Below are 15,969 nucleotides of genomic sequence, written 5' to 3'. Positions count from 1 at the left end.
GGTAAAACCGCCCCGTTGGCGTCCGGGGGGGCGGGCCGGCAGGGGCGGGGATGTGGCAGGGGAGGGCTGGCGCCCACACCGTGCTGCGCAAGGTGTGGGGTCCGGGCGCTTCGCGCCCGGACAAACGCCCAAACAAACAGAAAAGGCCGATCTTTCGATCGGCCTTTTCTGTTTGTTTGGCTGCCCCGGATGGATTCGAACCACCGAATGCCTGAGTCAGAGTCAGGTGCCTTACCGCTTGGCGACGGGGCAAAATGTGCGTGCAATTATTGCACTTTCTCCCTGAAAAACCAAGCGAACTTGGTGGCTATGGGTGGACTCGAACCACCGACCCCAGCATTATGAGTGCTGTGCTCTAACCGGCTGAGCTACATAGCCTCAGGGAGCCGGCAATTCTGGAGATATATTCGGAATCTGTCAACACTTTTTCACCGCGCTTGTGAGTGGGCAGCGGGCGTGGCACAGTCCCGATCAGTAGATTTTTCTAGGAGTCCGCATCGTGATCGATCCGGACGGCTATCGACCGAACGTCGGTATTGTGCTGATGCGGCAGGATGGGCAGGTTTTCTGGGCACGACGTGTGCGCCGGGATGGCTGGCAGTTCCCGCAGGGCGGCATGAACACCGACGAGACGCCTGTCGAAGCCATGTATCGCGAGTTGCAGGAAGAAACCGGGTTGTTGCCGGAGCACGTTGAAGTGCTCGGGGCGACGCCGGGTTGGCTTCGCTATCGGCTGCCGGCACGGGCCATCCGCCGCAATGAACGGCAGGTCTGTATCGGCCAGAAGCAGGTGTGGTTCCTGCTCCGGCTGGCCGGGGACGAATCCCACGTCACCCTGGACCATACCGACAGCCCCGAGTTCGACCAGTGGCGTTGGGTCGATTTCTGGTACCCGGTGGAGCATGTGGTGATGTTCAAGCGGGGCGTCTATGCACGTGCCCTGCGCCATCTGGCGCCGCTGGCACGGGGGGTGGCCGGGACGGGGGTGGAAACGATGCCCAAGTCCGCCCAGGAAGCCTGGATGCCGGGCAACGCCGCCGGTCACGAGCGGCCGCGCAAGCGCACCACGCCCAAGCGGGGGGGCGGCTACTGGCCGCGCAGCAAAGCCAAGGGCGAGCCGGGCGCCGTCTGAGCGCTGCTGGCGGCTCTGAACCGTATCGAGAATGATTCAGGTTCGAAATTGACAACCATTCGCATTTCGATTGGAATAGCAGCAGGCCGATCCGGGCCTGCCTGCCGAGTCCGCACGTGTACGTCTGCATCTGCAACGGGGTTACCGACCATCAGATCCGCGAAGCCGCCCAGAGCGGTGTCGTGAGCGTGTCCGAGTTGACGATGCGCACCGGCTGCGGCGCCACCTGCGGTTCCTGCCTGGACATGGCGGCCGACCTGCTGGTCAAGTTCAGCGCCACCCACGACCTGCCACTGCCGGTTCTCGGCCTGCAAGCCGCCTGAGCTCGGCCCGCCCGGTTGCGGGCCGCAACTGAGCACGATTCGCGTTCCTTCATGCCTGCGCGCGACGCGCTACAGTGCCCGCGATTCCACGCAGCAGGAGCACGCTCATGAAGGGCGACGCCAAAGTCATCGAATTCCTCAACAAGGTCCTCTACAACGAGCTGACCGCGATCAACCAGTACTTCCTGCACGCCAAGATGCTGAAGAACTGGGGCCTGAAGGAACTCGCCGATCACGAATACAAGGAATCGATCGAAGAGATGAAGCATGCGGACATCCTGTCCGACCGCATCCTCTTCCTCGAAGGCCTGCCGAACTTCCAGGCGCTGGGCAAGCTGCGCATCGGCGAGAACCCGGCTGAGATCCTGCAGTGCGACCTCAGCCTGGAACGCGACGGCGTGGTCACGCTGCGCGAGGCTGTGGCGTATGCCGATTCGATCGGCGATTACGTCAGCCGCCAGCTGTTCGTGAAAATCCTCGCGTCCGAGGAAGAGCACATCGACTGGCTGGAAACCCAGCTGGATCTGATCGAGCGCATCGGCGAACCGAACTACCTGCTGACCAAGATCGAAGACTGAGTCAGCTCTGCAGCGGGGCGCGCAGGCGGGCGTGATGGCCGGCCAGCGCGATCCGTGCACGCGCGAACTCGGCGATCAACAGCGCCACCGCCACGGCGGGGCGCTCCAGCGTGCCGGCGCGGGCATCGTGCTCGATCCGCCAGGCCGCTGCCGACAGCGCCATCGCACCCACATTGGCGCTGGCCGACTTGAGGCTGTGCGCCAACGCGCGCAGCTGGTCCAGGTCCGCTGCGACCGAGGCGTCCTGCAGCTGGCGGATCAACGGTGGCGTGTCATCCAGGAACACGCCGATGATGCGCGCGGTATCGGGACCAATAACCTCCAGCAGTTCATCCAGCACGTCCTGATCAAGCACCGGGGCCGGCGCCTCGTCGCGTGCTGGCAGCGCCGCGGGCGGTGAAGGCTGCTGCTCGGGCAGGGACGGTGGCTGCACGGCCGGGTCGTCGGCCATCACGCTTCCCCAGCGAGCCAGCACGGCCTGGAGTGTTTCGCGGTGGATCGGTTTGGACAGGTAATCGTCCATGCCGGCCTGCAGGCAGCGCTCGCGGTCGCCGGCCATCGCATTGGCGGTCATCGCCACGATCGGCAGCCGTGCCGCGCCCCGTGTGGCCTCGTGCGCGCGCCAGCGGCGGGTGGCGTCGTAGCCATCCAGCACCGGCATCTGGCAATCCATCAGCACCACATCGAACGGCCGGGCGTGCAGTGCCTCCAGTGCCTGCTCGCCTTCGGTGGCGGTCTCCACCTCGCAGCCCAGCACCTGCAGCAGCCGCTGCGCGACCAGCAGGTTGACGCTGTTGTCTTCCACCAGGAGCACGCGCAGCGGGAACTGCGGCAGTGCCGTGGGCGAGCCTGCGTACTCCACCTCGGCCAGCAGCGCGGCCGGGCGCGCGCTGGGCACCACCGGGCGCAGCAGCGCGTGCAGTTCACTGTCAGCGCCCTGCCGCGACAGGGCGGGTCCCGGGCCAAGCGCCTCGGGCGCGGGCGCCTCATCGCCATACAGCCACAGCAGCTGCGCAGCGGGATGCTGTTCGTTCCCGGCCACCGCCTTCTGCAATGCCTGGGTGCCATGGCGCAGGCCGTCGGTGTCGGCGATCACCCAGGCCAGGGCCGGGTCGATACCGGGGCGCTGTGGGGCGCGAAGGGCGTCGATCGCTTCGGCGCTGGTCTCCACGGTGTGCAGGCGCAGATCATGGAGCTGGGTCACCCGCCCGATGCGCTGGGCGAGCACCGCATCGCGGGTGATCAGCAGGGCGCGCCGCGTGTTGCCGACGGCAGGCAGATCACCGATCACCTTGAGCAGCGGAATCTCGAACCAGAACGTAGCGCCGCGCCCCACGGTGGACTGCACGCCGATGCGGCCATGCATCAGGTCGATGATGCGCTTGCAGATGGCCAGGCCCAGCCCGGTGCCGCCATACAGGCGCGTGGTCGAGGCATCGGCCTGGCTGAAGGATTGGAACAGGCGCGCCTGCAGGGCGTCGTCGATGCCGATCCCGCTGTCGGCGATCTCGAACCGCAGTTGGTGCTGCGCGTTGGTCTCGCCCTGGCGCTGCACGCGCAGCCGGATCTGGCCACGCTCGGTGAACTTGATCGCGTTGACCAGCAGGTTGCTCAGCACCTGGCGCAGGCGCACCGGGTCGCCACGGACGGACAGGCGTACCGCCGGGTCGAGTTCGAGCAAGAGCTGCAGGCCTTTCGGATCGGCGGCGCGCTGCATCAACTGCACCAGCCCTTCGAGCAGCTCGCGCAGGTTGAACGTGGTGATCTCCAGGTTCAGGCCCTTGGCCTCGAGCCGGGAGTAATCGAGGATGTCATCGACGATGCGCAGCAGCTGCTGCGAGCTGGTCGCGGCGGTCTGCAGCATCTGGCGCTGGTCGCTGCCGAGCTGGCCGCGCGCGATCAGATCGAGCATCGGCAGGATGCCGTTGAGCGGCGTGCGGATCTCGTGGCTCATGGTGGCCAGGAACTCACCCTTGGCCAGCGCCGCGGCTTCGGCGGCCTGCTTGGCGCTGAGCAGTTCCTGTTCCAGCTGGTTCTGCTGCTGACGGCGCTGCTGCAGCTGATCGCGCTCGAGCACCAGCGCCTCATTGCCCCGCTGCAGCCTCTCCAGCTGGTCCTGCGCGTCACGCCAGCGGCGTACCGCCTGGATGCCGGCGATCAGTGCCAGCACGCCGGTGCCGGCGGCAATGTCGATCCATGGCCCATTGGCACCGATGCGCGCCATCACCGCGGCAGTGGCACACAGGGCGGCCGCCGCAGCGCTGATCCACAGCGAGGCCGGGGTGGAGGAGGGGGCTGGCCGTCCGTGGCGTCCCATGCTCAGAGCACCGAGTTCTGGAAGTCGAAGTTCAGTTCGCTGCCGGCGGACTGGACCATGTTGCCCTGGATGAAATCGACCCCGCCGATCCACATCGCGGCCGCGGCCTGCGGGTCTTCGATCTGCTGGCCGATGATGCGCAGCCCGGCGCGGTGCGCCAGGTCGATCGCCGCGCGCAGTTCGTCGCGCGTGTGCTGGTTGGTGTGGCTGTTGGAGAAGCGCGCGGCCATGCGCACATAGGCCAGCGGCAGCTGCGCCATCAATGCATTGGCCTCATCGCCCGGCTCGAACTGGCTCAGGCAGAAGCGCACGCCGGCCGCATGCATGCGCGTGCAGAACTGCTGCAGGGTGACGGTGTGGATCAGGGCATCGGGCAGACGCACGTCGATGACCAGCGCGCTGCCGTCGATCTGCCGGCTCGCCAGCGATTCCAGCAGCCAGTCACCGAAGGCATCACGGGCCAGTGTGCGCAGCGACTGCGAGACGAACAGGTGCAACGGCTGCGCGGCGTGGCGATACAGATCCAGCAGCCCCAGCGCATGGTCGAGCACCTGCTGGTCCAGATCGGCGATGCGCCCGGCCGCTTCGGCGGCCGGGATCACCTGCCCGGCGGCCAGCACGCTGCCATCGGCCTGGCGCAGCCGCAGCAGCACCTGGTACTGCGCGGTGTTGCCACCGGCCACGGCGACGATCGGCTGGTAGGCCAGTTCCAGCTGCCCTTCAAGCAACGCCAGGTGTTCCTGCGCGGCCACATCTTCGCGGCGCACGTAGGCGGCCACGCCGGCGGTCAGCAGGCGTGCCTGCAGGGTGGTGCGTTCGACCGCTTCCAGTGCGCTGCCCGCATCGGAGAAGCCCGGCGAGAGCTGGGCATGACCGACCACGCCGCGCAGGTGCACGGATTCGTCATCGCGGATCACGAACGCGCGCGTGGACAACTGCTCGCGCAGGGCATGCGCCATCGCATCCAGCGTGGCCTCGTCGGCCCCGCGGGCCAGCACCAGGAAGCTGTTGTCGTTCAAACGTGCCAGCAGGTGGGGCTGGGCGGCATCGGCCAGCCGCTGGCCGGCCTGGGTCATCAGCCGTTCGAACGCGGCATAGCCGTAGCGCTCGCGCAGGCCCAGCGCGCTGGCGATCTCGATGAAGAACAGACCGCCCTGATCGCGGTGCGCCAGCGAGGCGCCGAGCTGTTGCATCACATGATGGCGGGTCGGCAGGCCGGTCTCGGGGTTGTTCATCGCCGGTGCGCTGCCGTTGCCCGCCTGCGAGGCGGCCTGCGCACGTGCGCGGCGGATCCGGTTGGAGACGGCGGCGATCAGGTGGCGCGGGCGGATCGGCTTGCTGAGGAAATCATCGGCGCCGCTGTCGAGCACCTCGAACTGGCGCTCCGGATCCGGGTCGCCACTGAGGAACACGATGGGCAGCAGCTGCTGGCCGGGTTGCTGGCGGATCAGTGCGGTCAGCCGCATCCCATCCAGCCCGGGCAGGTGCAGGTCCATCAGGATCAGATCGGGGCGATGCTCGGCGATGGCCTGCTGCACCCCCTCGGCATCGCTGTGCACCAGCGCCTGCATGCCGGCGCCGTGCAGCACGCTTTGCGCGAAGAGGGCCTGCGAGCGGTCGTCTTCGACGATCAGCACGCGGTACGCAGCGTCGATGGCGGCCGGCGGCAGGCTGCCGGTCTCGGCGTGCATCGGGGGGAGCAGGGGCGGCGGGCTGGCCGGCGCCGGCGTCAGTGCGACGACATTGCTGTGCATCACGGGTGCGGGTGAGCCCTGGCGTTGCCAGCGCTGCCAGTGGTCGGCCGGCGGCGTTTCAGCGCGCACGGCGCGGGCGGATGCAACAACGTTGTCGTGAACGGCCATCAGTACTCCCAGTCTGCGCCGCAATTATGCGATGAACACCCGAAGGCAGGGCACGCCTCACCGTGGCAGGGTTCCCGGTTTGACCTGCGTCTGACCACTGTCGGCCTGCCGCATCAACCAGCGCATGCCCTTCCACAGCGTCCGCCAGATCATCCAGACGATCAACGCGCCGATCAGGCTGCACGCCACCACCAGGATCAGCGCCAGCCATGGGTGCGCCAGCGCGAGCGCGAGCGCGCCGACCACCACGGTGTCTTCGGCGGCGGAGGCGATCCAGTTGCTGGCCGGTTCGGGCGAGGTGTTGAGCAGGGCGCGGGTACCGGATTTGAGCCCGTGGCTGGCCAGCGCGACGCCGGCGCCGGCCACCAGCGCGGTGCCGCTGAGCTCGCCGCTGGGCGAGAGCGTGGCGGCGGCCAGGAACGCACCGGCCGGGACCCGGGCCAGGGTCTGGACCAGATCCCAGACCGAGTCGACCCCGGGGATCTTGTCGGCGAAGAATTCGGCGATGGCCAGCACGGCCGAGGTGCCCAGCACCCACCAGGACTCCGTGGCCTGCAGCGCGGGCGGCAGGTCGACCCAGCCGAGCAGGCCGGCCAGGCCGACGCCGAACACGGTCAGGTACACGCGGATGCCGGCCAGCCAGGCCAGCAGGATGCCGATCACGAACAGGTGGGCTTCGGTCATGGCACGCGCTCCGGCTGCAGAATGTGCACAGGCGCACACTATCGGGGATGACGTCCATGAACGCCACTGCCTCGATCCCGGCCCTGCGCGGACAAGGTCTTTCCCCTGACTTACACTAGCCCGTCGTTCCAGACAGGGGCCGTTGCGACAGCGCCGGCAGGCGCGGTCGCCCAGGACTGCCATGAATAAACCCACACCTTCCCGCATCCAGATCCGCCGGCCGGGCGCGCCGCCCGTGCAGGACCGCAAGCGCCTGCTGGTGCTGGGCGGGGCCTGGCTGCTGTCGCTGATCCTTGCCGTGCTGCTTGGCGCCTGGCTGGGCTCGCCCGGCGGTGACGTCGGCACCCAGCTCAAGGCGGCCGAGACCCGCAACGAGCGCCTCCAGCAGCAGCTCATCGAACTGCAGCAGCGCCAGGCGACCCTGCAGGCCTCCGACCGCATCAGCCGCGCCGCCAACAACGAAGTCCAGACCTCGCTGGGCGAGCGCGATGAAGAAATCGCCGGCCTGCGCGCCGACGTGGCCTTCTATGAGCGCCTGGTCGGAGCGACCAGCCAGCGCAAGGGGCTGAACACCCATTCGGTGGAGTTCTCGCCGGAGACCGGCGGCACCTGGCAGTACGCCGTGGTGCTGACCCAGAACCTGAACCGCGGGGCAATCAGCCAGGGGCAGATGCGCTTCACGGTGGAAGGCGTCAAGGACGGCAAGCTGACCTCGGTCAGCTGGGACGAGCTGCACCAGCGCACCAAGGTACCGGGCCAGGACTATTCCTTCCGGTATTTCCAGCAGCTCACCGGCAGCGTGATGCTGCCACCAGGCTTCACCCCGCAACGTGTGCGGGTCACGCTGGGATCGGGCGCGGGGGGCGCCACCCAGGTATTCGATTGGAAGCAGGCCGGAGCACCGGCGGCATCGGCAAAAGAAGGGGAGTAAGCCCATGTTTGGCAGCAACAAATCCAACCGCGACGGACATCTGGTCGTGGACGCGCTGATCGGCGCGCAGGTGGTGATCCGCGGGGACGTGGAATTCAGCGGTGGCCTGTATGTGGAAGGCACCATCCAGGGCAAGGTGATCGCCCAGGACGGCGCCAGCAATGCCACCCTGACGGTGGCCGAGCACGGTGCCATCGAGGGCGAGATCCGCGCCCAGGTGGTGGTCATCAGCGGCCGCCTGGATGGCGATGTGCACGCCACCGAGCGGGTCGAACTGACCCCGAGCGCCCGCGTGACCGGCAACATCCATTACCAGGTGGTGGAAATGCACGCCGGCGCCCAGCTGACCGGCCGCCTGATCCATACCTCGGCGCAGATGGCCCTGCCGCCGCCGTCCGGGGATGCGGACCAGGGCAAGGGCCAGGACACTGCGGCCCGCAAGAAGCTGGCCGAGGCGATGGCCTGAATCGCGCCCGCGCGACAACTTGAAACCGTGCTCATGCACCCCCATGCTGGGGGCATGAGCACGCTTGTTTCCCTGCCCGGCGCTCCCGCCGCCGCGCCGAACTACCAGTCCCTGGACCGTCCGCTGAACTTCACCGAGGCCGCTGCGGCCAAGGTCAAGGAGCTGATCCAGGATGAGGGCAACGCTGCCCTCGCCCTGCGCGTCTACATCGAAGGCGGCGGTTGTTCCGGCTTCCAGTACGGGTTCGAGTTCGATGAGAACCGCGCCGAGGACGATCTGGCGGTGGATACCGCCGGCGTCACGCTGCTGGTCGATCCGTTGAGCCTGCAGTACCTGATGGGCGCCGAGGTGGATTACACCGAAAGCCTGACCGGCGCGCAGTTCGTGATCCGCAATCCGAACGCCAAGACCACCTGCGGCTGCGGCAGCAGTTTCAGCATGTGATGTGCGCGCAACCGGCCTGATGGTCGGTTGCCGCTTGCCAGTCCCGCCGAATGTGGGCAGGCTCTTGCGATGTCCAAATTCTCTTCGCAGCTTTCCGGTTTCGCTTTCGTCAGCGAGCCGCTGGAGCGCGCCGATACCCTGCGCGATGACGCCGATGCGTTGTTGCGCCTGTGGCCGGACGCGCGTGTATTGGTGCTCGACCAGGACGGCACCGCGCTGGCCGGCCACGATGGTCAGCCGCTGCCGCTGACCGGCGCGGATCTGGGCGGTGGCCCGGGCACCGCGATCTTCCTCGGCCTGCGCGGCGAGCAGGCGTGGTTCTCGATGGAGGCCGCCGGGCTGTCGGTGACGGCGCCGCAGCGGGTCGACCTGCGCCAGTCCGCCGCGACCTGGTCCATCGCCGATTCCACCGCCTTCTGTTACGCCCGGGGCATGTCCTACTGGCAGTCGCGCACCCGCTTCTGCGGGGTGTGCGGCGGCGCGGTGACCTTCAGCCGCGGCGGCTTCGTCGGCCGGTGTGGCCAGTGCGCCACCGAACACTACCCCCGGGTCGATCCGGCGGTGATCGTGGCCGTGGAGAACCAGGGCCGGCTGCTGCTCGGCCGCCAGGCGAACTGGGCCCCGCGCCGTTATTCGGTGTTGGCCGGCTTCGTCGAGCCGGGTGAATCCCTGGAGCAGACTGTGGTCCGTGAGGTCTTCGAGGAGAGCCGGGTGCGCGTGCGCGAGTGCCGCTACCTGGGCACCCAGCCATGGCCGTTCCCGGGCGCGCTGATGCTGGGCTTCGCCGCCACGGCCGAAGACGACGTACCGACCGTGAACGGCGAGCTGGAAGATGCGCGCTGGTTCACCGCCGAGGAAGTGGGCGCCGCCCTGGCCCGGGATGTCGAGGATGACGGCGAAGGCATCCGCCTGTCCCCGCCGATCTCGATCTCGCGCAGCCTGATCGAGCACTGGTACCGCCAGCAGATCGCCTGACCGTCGCCTGCCGTTGCCGCAGGCTGAACACGCGGCGCGGTACATTACCAACGGCCCGGGGAATTGCCGGGCCGCAAGGCATAGTAGCGGCGCGTCCCACGTCCCGAGCCGGAGGCTTACATGTTCACCACCCTGGTCGCCGTGCTGGTTGCCTTGGCCCTGGGCCATGTCGCGCCGGGCGCGGCCGTCGCGCTGCGGCGTTTCGGCCTGTACCGGCGCTGGCTGCAGTGGTTGGGCCGGCACGCCGCCGACGACGGGGTCTGGCGCGGCCGCAAGGGCGGCTGGCTGGCGGTGCTGCCGTTCGTGGCAGCGCTGGGCCTGCTGCAGTGGCTGTTCGATGACCGCGTCTACGGCCTGCCGTCGCTGTTGTTGGGCGTGCTGGTGCTGGTGATGTGCTGGGGCCCGCGCGACCTGGACCGCGATGTCGAGGCGGTGATCGACGCCGATGACCCCCACGCACGCCACCTGGCGATCGCGCAGTTGCAGTCCGCCGGTGGCAGCCTGCAGGAAGACGTCCCCTCGCTGGTCGAAGCCACCGTGCTCAACGCGCTGAGGCGCTGGTTCGCGGTGCTGTTCTGGTTCCTGCTGCTGGGCCCGGTCGGCGCGCTGCTGTATCGCCTGCTGGCCTTGCTGGCGGTTGGCCCGATGCGCTCGCTGGCCAGCGTGGAAGCGGTCGCCGGTGCGCGCGGCGTGCTGGCCTGGCTGGAGTGGCCGGTCGCGCAGCTGATGTCGCTGTCGATGGCGCTGGTCGGCAATTTCGATACCGCGTTCAAGGCCTGGCGCGAGGCGCACGGCAATCAGTGGTCGGCCTCGACACACTTCCTCGGTGCGGTCGCGCGGGCAAGCGTGAGCGCCGAGCTGCGCGAGGATGCCCACGATTACAGTGATGCGGGGATGGTGCCGGTGTGGCGCCGTCTGCCGGAGCTGCGCGATGCGATGAGCCTGGTGTGGCGCATGCTGCTGCTGTGGATGGCGGTGCTGGCGCTGCTGGTGATCGCCGGTTGGGTCACCTAGCGGTCCGGCTCAGCCCGGCTCCAACCAGGTAAACGGCACCCACGGCAGGTTGCGTGCGATCCAGTACGCGGGCAGCAGGATCAGCCAGAAGGCGGGCTTCATCAGCAGCGTGATCAACGGCTGCAGCGCGCGTGGCCGCCAGCCCAGTGCCCAACCAAGTACCAGCGGGGCGATGGCCAGCATCAGCATGGCCAGCGGATTCATCGAGAACGCAGTGACCACATCGCCGTGGGCCAGCGCGTGCAATGCACGCGTCAGCCCGCAGCCGATGCAGTAATACCCGGTGACCGCCAGAAAGCTGCACGGCGGGAACGGACTGCTGGCGCTGTTGGGGTCGTAGTGCCGCAGCATCCAGACCCCCGCACCAGCCGCCATCGCGGCCGGCGGCAACGCCGCCAGCAACCAGCGCCTGCCGTGCAGCGCGATCATCAGCTGGCGCTTTCGATCTGCTGCTGGAACTGCTGCATCTGTTCCATGTAACCGTCCACGCCCATGAAGGCCAGCGAGATCACGAACAGCACCACGCCGGCGATCAGGAAGCCGGTGGTGACCCAGGCCCAGATCTTGGCGTTCTTGGAGGCACGACGTGCGCCTTCCAGGTCGCCCTGGTTGAGCAGGCCGTTGACCTTGCTGGCGAACACGATTGCGACCACACCGGTGACGATGCCCGGGAAGCTCAGGCACGACAGGCAGCACACGAAGAACGCCAGGATGGTGACGACGATCGACCAGATCAGGTGGTTCGGGATGCTGCCCGGGGCGGGCGGCAGGGGGGCGGTGGCATTCATCAGCGAAACTCCATTTGCTTGGGTGGGTGGGTGCGTACGAGGTGTCCCGGGCGGTAATCTAACCGATGTGCCTGCCTCTATGTATACGGTTACATGCAGGCAGGGCGGGGCTCATGCCTGATCGCCGCGAAGCTGCCTGACCTGGGTTTCCAGCATCGGCGCGGTGGCGACCTCGCCGGCGATCGGCGCAGATGCGACGACCTCGACATGCGCGCGGAAACGGCGTGGCACACGCATGCGGCCCAGGCGCGTGTCGCGGCGGCTCCACATGCTCGACCACATTCCGCGCAGCGCCATCGGCACCACCGGTACCGGGCGACGTTCGAGAATCTTCTCCACGCCCGATTTGAACGCGCCCATCTGCCCATCGCGGGTCAACGCGCCCTCGGGGAAAATGCAGACCAGCTCGCCCTCGGCCAGCGCCTTGTCCACCTCATCGAACGCGGCCTGCATCAACGCCGGATCCTCACGTGCGCCGGCAATCGGGATCGCCTTGGCGGTGCGGAAGATCCAGCGCATCACCGGGATGTTGAAGATCTTGTAGTACATGACGAAGCGCACGGGGCGCGGAAGGGTCGCCGACAGGATCAGCGCGTCCATGTAGCTGACGTGGTTGCATACGATCAGTGCCGCTCCCTCGTCCGGCACGTTGGCTTCGATGCCGTGCGGACGCAGCCGGTACAGCGCGCGCACCATCACCCAGCTGAGGAAGCGCATCAGGAACTCGGGCACGATCGTGAAGATGTAGATCGACACCACGGCATTGGCGATCGCCAAGGCCAGGAACAGCTGCGGGATGGTCCAGTCCAGCACGCGCTGGGTGAGCAGGCCCAGGCCGGCGGCCAGGACGATGAAGCCCGAGTTCTGGATGTTGAGCGCGGCGAACACGCGCGACATTTCCGATTTGGCCGTGCGGCTCTGGATCAGGGCGAACAACGGCACCACGAAGAAGCCGGTGAACAGGCCGATGCCGATCAGATCGATGATGATGCGCGCGCTGCCCGGGGCCTGCACGAACTGCCAGATCGACAGCCCGGCCGCGGCGGCTTCGCCGACGCGGGCGAAGTACAGGTCGAGCATGAAGGCGGTCATGCCGAACGCGCCCAGCGGCACCAGGCCGATCTCCACGGTGCGCCCGGACAGCTTTTCGCACAGCAGCGAACCGGTGCCGGTACCCAGCGAAAACAGCGCCAGCGCGAAGATGTAGAGCAGGGAGCCGCCACCGAGGTTGACCTCGGCATAGGTCGGCAGCTGTGAGGTCAGCATCGTGCCCACGAACCAGAACCAGGACACGCCGAGAATCGCGTTGCGCACGGCCTTCTGCTTCTTGGCCATGCGCAGCACCGCCAGCGACTCGGGCAGCGGATTCCAGTTGATCTTCAGATCCGGCGCGCCGGCATCGACCTTCGGGATCATCCGCGCGGTGAGGTTGCCCGCCACGGCCAGTACGATCACGGCGGTCGCGGCGACGATCGGGCCATGGCTGCCGGACACCGCGAAGATCAGGCCCCCGGCGATCATCCCGGTGAGGATCGACAGCGAGGTGCCCATCTCGACCAGGCCATTGCCGCCGGTCAGCTCCTCGGGCTTGAGGATCGAGGGCAGCACCGAGTACTTCACCGGCCCGAACAGGGTGGACTGCATGCCGGTGCAGAACAGCGCGACCAGCAACACCGGCATGCTCTCGGTCAGGAAACCGAGTGCGGCCAGCGACATGATCGCGATTTCCATGGTCGTGGTGATCACGATCAGCCGCGATTTCTCCAGCTTCTCCGCGATCTGCCCGGCCAGCGCCGAGAACAGGAAGTACGGCAGGATGAAGATCGCCGGCGCCAGGTTGGTATACAGCGAGCGCTCTTCGATCGGCGTGCCGAGGAAGAACAGCAGCGCGATGATTGCCTGGCGGTAGACGTTGTCGTTGAACGCGCCCAGCGACTGGACGATGAAAAACGGCAGGAAACGGCGTTGCCTGAGCAGAGCGAACTGACTATGGCCGGACATGGAGACTCCTTGCGAACCGGCGCAGCCTAGCATTCTCCCTGTTGGCGCAGCATGGCAGCGGCGCGCGTCGCCCCGGGGCGGTCGCTCACGACCGTGGGTCGTGAGACGTTCAACATCCGTAGCGGCCAACGGTCGATACCTACCCCAGCGTGCGCGCGGCCTCGTTGGCGGCACTGCGCAGCTTGGGCAGCAGGCGCAGCATCAGCCCCATCTGGGTGCGGATCAGCTGCAGCTTGGGCGGCATGTCGTCCGGGATCTGCTCCAGCTGCTCGGCCAGGGCCCGGTCGCCCTCGTTGGCGTCTTCGGCCACCGGTTCGCGCTGCTCCAGCGCGCGCGCGATCTGCTGCATCGCCTGCTGCACCCGTTCGCCGCCAGACAGCGCGAGCGGATCCTGGCCGTAGCTGTCCAGCTGGGTGCGGTGGGCGCCCAGTGCGGAGAGATGGCCGAGCAGGGTGTTGGACAGCGCCAGGAAGCGGAAGCCGGCATCCAGATTGCGGCGCACGTGACCAGGCTCGCGCAGCATGTTCGACAACGCAGTGGACAGCGCCGCATCGGCGTTGTGCATGTCACGGCGCGCGATACGGTACGCCAGGTCGTCCTGCATGCCGCTGCCGTACTGGCCGAGCACGGCGTGCAGGTACTTGGCGCAGTTGTCGAGCACACGCGCCATCACCAGGTTCAGTCGCCGGCCCTGCCAGTCGGGCAGGATCAGGAAGGCGGCCGCCGCGGCGATCGCGCAGCCCAGCAGCGTATCCACCAGGCGCGGCCAGATCAGCAGGAAGCCATCGCCGATCAGGTTGAAGCAGGTCAGTGCCATCACCGTGATCGCCGCCGAGGCCACCAGGTAGCGATCGCTGCGGGTGAAGAAGAACAGCAGTGCCGAGAGCAGCGCGATCAGCAGTTCGATGCGCAGGTCCTGGAACAGCTGCATCAACGCCCAGGTCAGCACCAGACCGATCAGCGTGCCGGCGATCCGTTGCGCCAACCGCTGGCGGGTCGCACCGAAGTGTGGGCGGCACACGAACACGATGGTGAGCAGTACCCACGAGCCGTTCTGGGCGTTGAACAGGCGGATCGCGGCGAAACCGACGATCAGCGCCAGCGCCATGCGCAGGCCATGCCGGAACAGCACCGAGCCGGGCGTGAGCTGCTGGCGGATGCGCACGCCCATCTCGCGCAGGGTGTGCGGGTTGGTATCGCGCAGGCGGGTATCGACGTTGTCCAGGGTGGACTCGGATTTCTCGGCCTCGGACAGGCGACGTTCGATGCTCTGCAGGTTGTGGCCGAGCAGTTCCAGCGAGGCCAGCAGACGCTGCCACTGCGGGTTGTGCTGGGCGCGCAGCCAAGTGAGCGAATCGGTCAGGTCGGCGGTGGCCTGCTTGGTGCGCTCGCCGTACTGGAACGGCTGGCGCAGGCGGATTGCCTGGCCGAGGTTGGCGCAGGCCTCACCCTGCAGCGCAAGCAGGCGCTGGCAGCGGTACAGCACGTCGCTGTGGAAGAACGCTTCAGTCAGGGCGCCGTAGGGGTAGTGCGAGGAGCTGGCGCGTTCGTGGAAGTCTTGGGCCATGTAATACAGGCGCAGGTACAGGCCGGACTGCACGCCGGGCCGGCCGGAGCGGCCAAAGCGCGCCAGGATCGCGGTCTTGGCGATGTTCAGCGCCTCCACCACGCGCCGGTTCTGCTCGGCCAGGGCCAGCTGGCGCTTCTGCACGTCGGCATCGCGGACCGGTTCGAACAGATCGGCCTTGAGCTGCAGGTAGCGGCCCAGCTCCAGGTACAGGCGCGCCACCCGCTCGCGCACGGGGCGATTGGCGAACAGGGCGGTCCACAGGATCGAGAGCAACGCGTACCAGACCGCACCGGCCAGCAGGTGACTGACCGCATTGATCGCCTGGGACAGATCGGCCGCGCCGTGCTGCTCCAGCCCGATCATGGTGTAGATGGCCAGCGTTACCGTGGCCTGCGCGATCGAGGCATAGCGCTCGCCGAGCGCGCCGAGCAGGGTCAGCCCGAAGGTCGCCACCGCCAATGCGGTGATGAACCACCACGGATGCGGGAACAGCAGCACGACCGCGGCGGCGGCGGCCACGAAGCACAGCAGCGACAGCGCCACCGATTTGATCCGGCCCCACCAGTTGTCGTCGGTCTCGGCGATCGCGCTGGCGATGATGCCCAGGAACACGCCGGGCAGCGCGGTCAGCTGGTCCAGGTACCAGCACAGCCCCATCGCCGCGGACAACGCGATGAACACCCGCAGGCCATAGCTGGCCTTTTCATGCGCCCACAGGCGGCTGACGCGGGTTTCGAACGAAGGCATGGCGACTCGGCGGAAGGCAGGCCGCCATTATTGCCGGAGCGGGGTGAAGGGGACACCTTTACGTGGGTTGGAATGGCGCTGGTAGTGGGGGGCCGCCGCCCGCCCCACCCCCCCCCCCCCCGCGTACAAAAAAAAAA

The 15,969-nt window shown here is 67.7% G+C and carries 14 protein-coding genes, 2 tRNA genes and 1 pseudogene; 8 read left to right on the top strand and 9 right to left on the bottom strand.

The window, feature by feature from the left end; translation table 11 throughout:
• Positions 1-177 precede the first annotated feature (177 nt).
• Together QMX81_RS17300 and QMX81_RS17295 are read right to left on the bottom strand one after the other, a co-directional pair.
• Positions 178-252 (bottom strand) — tRNA-Gln (locus tag QMX81_RS17300).
• Between the two features lie 49 nt (positions 253-301).
• A tRNA-Met gene (locus QMX81_RS17295) sits at positions 302-378 on the bottom strand.
• A gap of 121 nt (positions 379-499) precedes the next feature.
• Between QMX81_RS17295 and QMX81_RS17290 the strand changes: the two genes are divergently transcribed.
• The 3 genes from QMX81_RS17290 (at position 500) to bfr (ending at position 2,033) form a co-directional block, all read left to right on the top strand.
• Positions 500-1,132, top strand: coding sequence for an RNA pyrophosphohydrolase (locus QMX81_RS17290; RefSeq protein WP_282263332.1), 633 nt, complete (start codon positions 500-502; stop codon positions 1,130-1,132).
• Between the two features lie 116 nt (positions 1,133-1,248).
• Positions 1,249-1,455, top strand: a complete 207-nt coding sequence (locus tag QMX81_RS17285; protein ID WP_121040604.1) for a (2Fe-2S)-binding protein — start codon at positions 1,249-1,251, stop codon at positions 1,453-1,455.
• Between the two features lie 107 nt (positions 1,456-1,562).
• Complete coding sequence (bfr, locus tag QMX81_RS17280; protein ID WP_121040602.1) at positions 1,563-2,033, top strand: bacterioferritin; 471 nt, start codon at positions 1,563-1,565, stop codon at positions 2,031-2,033.
• A gap of 1 nt (position 2,034) precedes the next feature.
• On the opposite strand, the gene QMX81_RS17275 is transcribed toward bfr, so the two are convergent.
• From QMX81_RS17275 to QMX81_RS17265, 3 genes are read right to left on the bottom strand one after another with little or no spacing between them, the layout of a single operon-like run.
• Positions 2,035-4,350 (bottom strand): ATP-binding protein, encoded by a 2,316-nt coding sequence (locus QMX81_RS17275; protein WP_282263328.1) that lies wholly within the window; start codon positions 4,348-4,350, stop codon positions 2,035-2,037.
• A gap of 2 nt (positions 4,351-4,352) precedes the next feature.
• Positions 4,353-6,212, bottom strand: a complete 1,860-nt coding sequence (locus QMX81_RS17270) for an EAL domain-containing response regulator (protein WP_121040598.1) — start codon at positions 6,210-6,212, stop codon at positions 4,353-4,355.
• Between the two features lie 57 nt (positions 6,213-6,269).
• The gene (locus QMX81_RS17265; RefSeq protein WP_282263324.1) at positions 6,270-6,896 is read right to left on the bottom strand and encodes a DUF4126 domain-containing protein; all 627 of its coding nucleotides are present in this window, start codon (positions 6,894-6,896) and stop codon (positions 6,270-6,272) included.
• Between the two features lie 181 nt (positions 6,897-7,077).
• Here QMX81_RS17265 and QMX81_RS17260 point away from each other — a divergent pair, with 181 nt between their 5' ends.
• From QMX81_RS17260 to ampE, 5 genes and pseudogenes are all read left to right on the top strand, one after another.
• Positions 7,078-7,827: a DUF6776 family protein gene (locus QMX81_RS17260; protein WP_121040594.1), complete on the top strand. Its 750-nt coding sequence runs from the start codon at positions 7,078-7,080 to the stop codon at positions 7,825-7,827.
• Positions 7,828-7,831: 4 nt separating this feature from the next.
• A pseudogene (locus QMX81_RS17255) lies at positions 7,832-8,197 on the top strand (polymer-forming cytoskeletal protein); the annotation flags it as partial.
• A gap of 150 nt (positions 8,198-8,347) precedes the next feature.
• Positions 8,348-8,737, top strand: a complete 390-nt coding sequence (gene erpA, locus QMX81_RS17250) for an iron-sulfur cluster insertion protein ErpA (RefSeq protein WP_019185327.1) — start codon at positions 8,348-8,350, stop codon at positions 8,735-8,737.
• Between the two features lie 69 nt (positions 8,738-8,806).
• Positions 8,807-9,712, top strand: coding sequence for an NAD(+) diphosphatase (gene nudC / locus QMX81_RS17245; RefSeq protein WP_152150924.1), 906 nt, complete (start codon positions 8,807-8,809; stop codon positions 9,710-9,712).
• Between the two features lie 120 nt (positions 9,713-9,832).
• Positions 9,833-10,726 carry a regulatory signaling modulator protein AmpE gene (ampE, locus tag QMX81_RS17240; protein ID WP_282263316.1) on the top strand — a complete coding sequence of 298 codons (894 nt, stop codon included), beginning with the start codon at positions 9,833-9,835 and terminating at the stop codon, positions 10,724-10,726.
• 9 nt (positions 10,727-10,735) lie between these two features.
• Here ampE and QMX81_RS17235 read toward each other — a convergent pair whose 3' ends face one another.
• The 4 genes from QMX81_RS17235 to yccS form a co-directional block, all read right to left on the bottom strand.
• The gene (locus QMX81_RS17235; protein ID WP_282263334.1) at positions 10,736-11,101 is read right to left on the bottom strand and encodes a DUF2752 domain-containing protein; all 366 of its coding nucleotides are present in this window, start codon (positions 11,099-11,101) and stop codon (positions 10,736-10,738) included.
• A gap of 53 nt (positions 11,102-11,154) precedes the next feature.
• Positions 11,155-11,514, bottom strand: coding sequence for a CD225/dispanin family protein (locus QMX81_RS17230; protein ID WP_121040583.1), 360 nt, complete (start codon positions 11,512-11,514; stop codon positions 11,155-11,157).
• A gap of 111 nt (positions 11,515-11,625) precedes the next feature.
• On the bottom strand, positions 11,626-13,515 hold the full coding sequence (locus QMX81_RS17225) for an MFS transporter (RefSeq protein ID WP_282263313.1): 1,890 nt from the start codon (positions 13,513-13,515) through the stop codon (positions 11,626-11,628).
• A 139-nt stretch (positions 13,516-13,654) separates the two neighbouring features.
• Positions 13,655-15,832, bottom strand: coding sequence for a YccS family putative transporter (gene yccS / locus QMX81_RS17220; RefSeq protein ID WP_282263312.1), 2,178 nt, complete (start codon positions 15,830-15,832; stop codon positions 13,655-13,657).
• Between the last annotated feature and the right edge of the window lie 137 nt (positions 15,833-15,969).

The organism is Stenotrophomonas sp. PS02301 (genome assembly GCF_029959485.1).
Classification (GTDB): domain Bacteria; phylum Pseudomonadota; class Gammaproteobacteria; order Xanthomonadales; family Xanthomonadaceae; genus Stenotrophomonas; species Stenotrophomonas maltophilia_Z.
Note: the sequence above shows the minus strand (reverse complement) of the source record. Positions and strands in the feature narration are given on the sequence as shown.

Coding starts and splice junctions, on each gene's coding strand:
- bfr (WP_121040602.1), top strand. CDS start 1,563: ATGAAGGGCGACGCCAAAGTCATCGAATTCCTCAACAAGGTCCTCTAC.
- QMX81_RS17275 (WP_282263328.1), bottom strand. CDS start 4,350: ATGGGACGCCACGGACGGCCAGCCCCCTCCTCCACCCCGGCCTCGCTG.
- QMX81_RS17270 (WP_121040598.1), bottom strand. CDS start 6,212: ATGGCCGTTCACGACAACGTTGTTGCATCCGCCCGCGCCGTGCGCGCT.
- QMX81_RS17265 (WP_282263324.1), bottom strand. CDS start 6,896: ATGACCGAAGCCCACCTGTTCGTGATCGGCATCCTGCTGGCCTGGCTG.
- QMX81_RS17260 (WP_121040594.1), top strand. CDS start 7,078: ATGAATAAACCCACACCTTCCCGCATCCAGATCCGCCGGCCGGGCGCG.
- erpA (WP_019185327.1), top strand. CDS start 8,348: ATGAGCACGCTTGTTTCCCTGCCCGGCGCTCCCGCCGCCGCGCCGAAC.
- nudC (WP_152150924.1), top strand. CDS start 8,807: ATGTCCAAATTCTCTTCGCAGCTTTCCGGTTTCGCTTTCGTCAGCGAG.
- ampE (WP_282263316.1), top strand. CDS start 9,833: ATGTTCACCACCCTGGTCGCCGTGCTGGTTGCCTTGGCCCTGGGCCAT.
- QMX81_RS17235 (WP_282263334.1), bottom strand. CDS start 11,101: ATGGCGGCTGGTGCGGGGGTCTGGATGCTGCGGCACTACGACCCCAAC.
- QMX81_RS17230 (WP_121040583.1), bottom strand. CDS start 11,514: ATGAATGCCACCGCCCCCCTGCCGCCCGCCCCGGGCAGCATCCCGAAC.
- QMX81_RS17225 (WP_282263313.1), bottom strand. CDS start 13,515: ATGTCCGGCCATAGTCAGTTCGCTCTGCTCAGGCAACGCCGTTTCCTG.
- yccS (WP_282263312.1), bottom strand. CDS start 15,832: ATGCCTTCGTTCGAAACCCGCGTCAGCCGCCTGTGGGCGCATGAAAAG.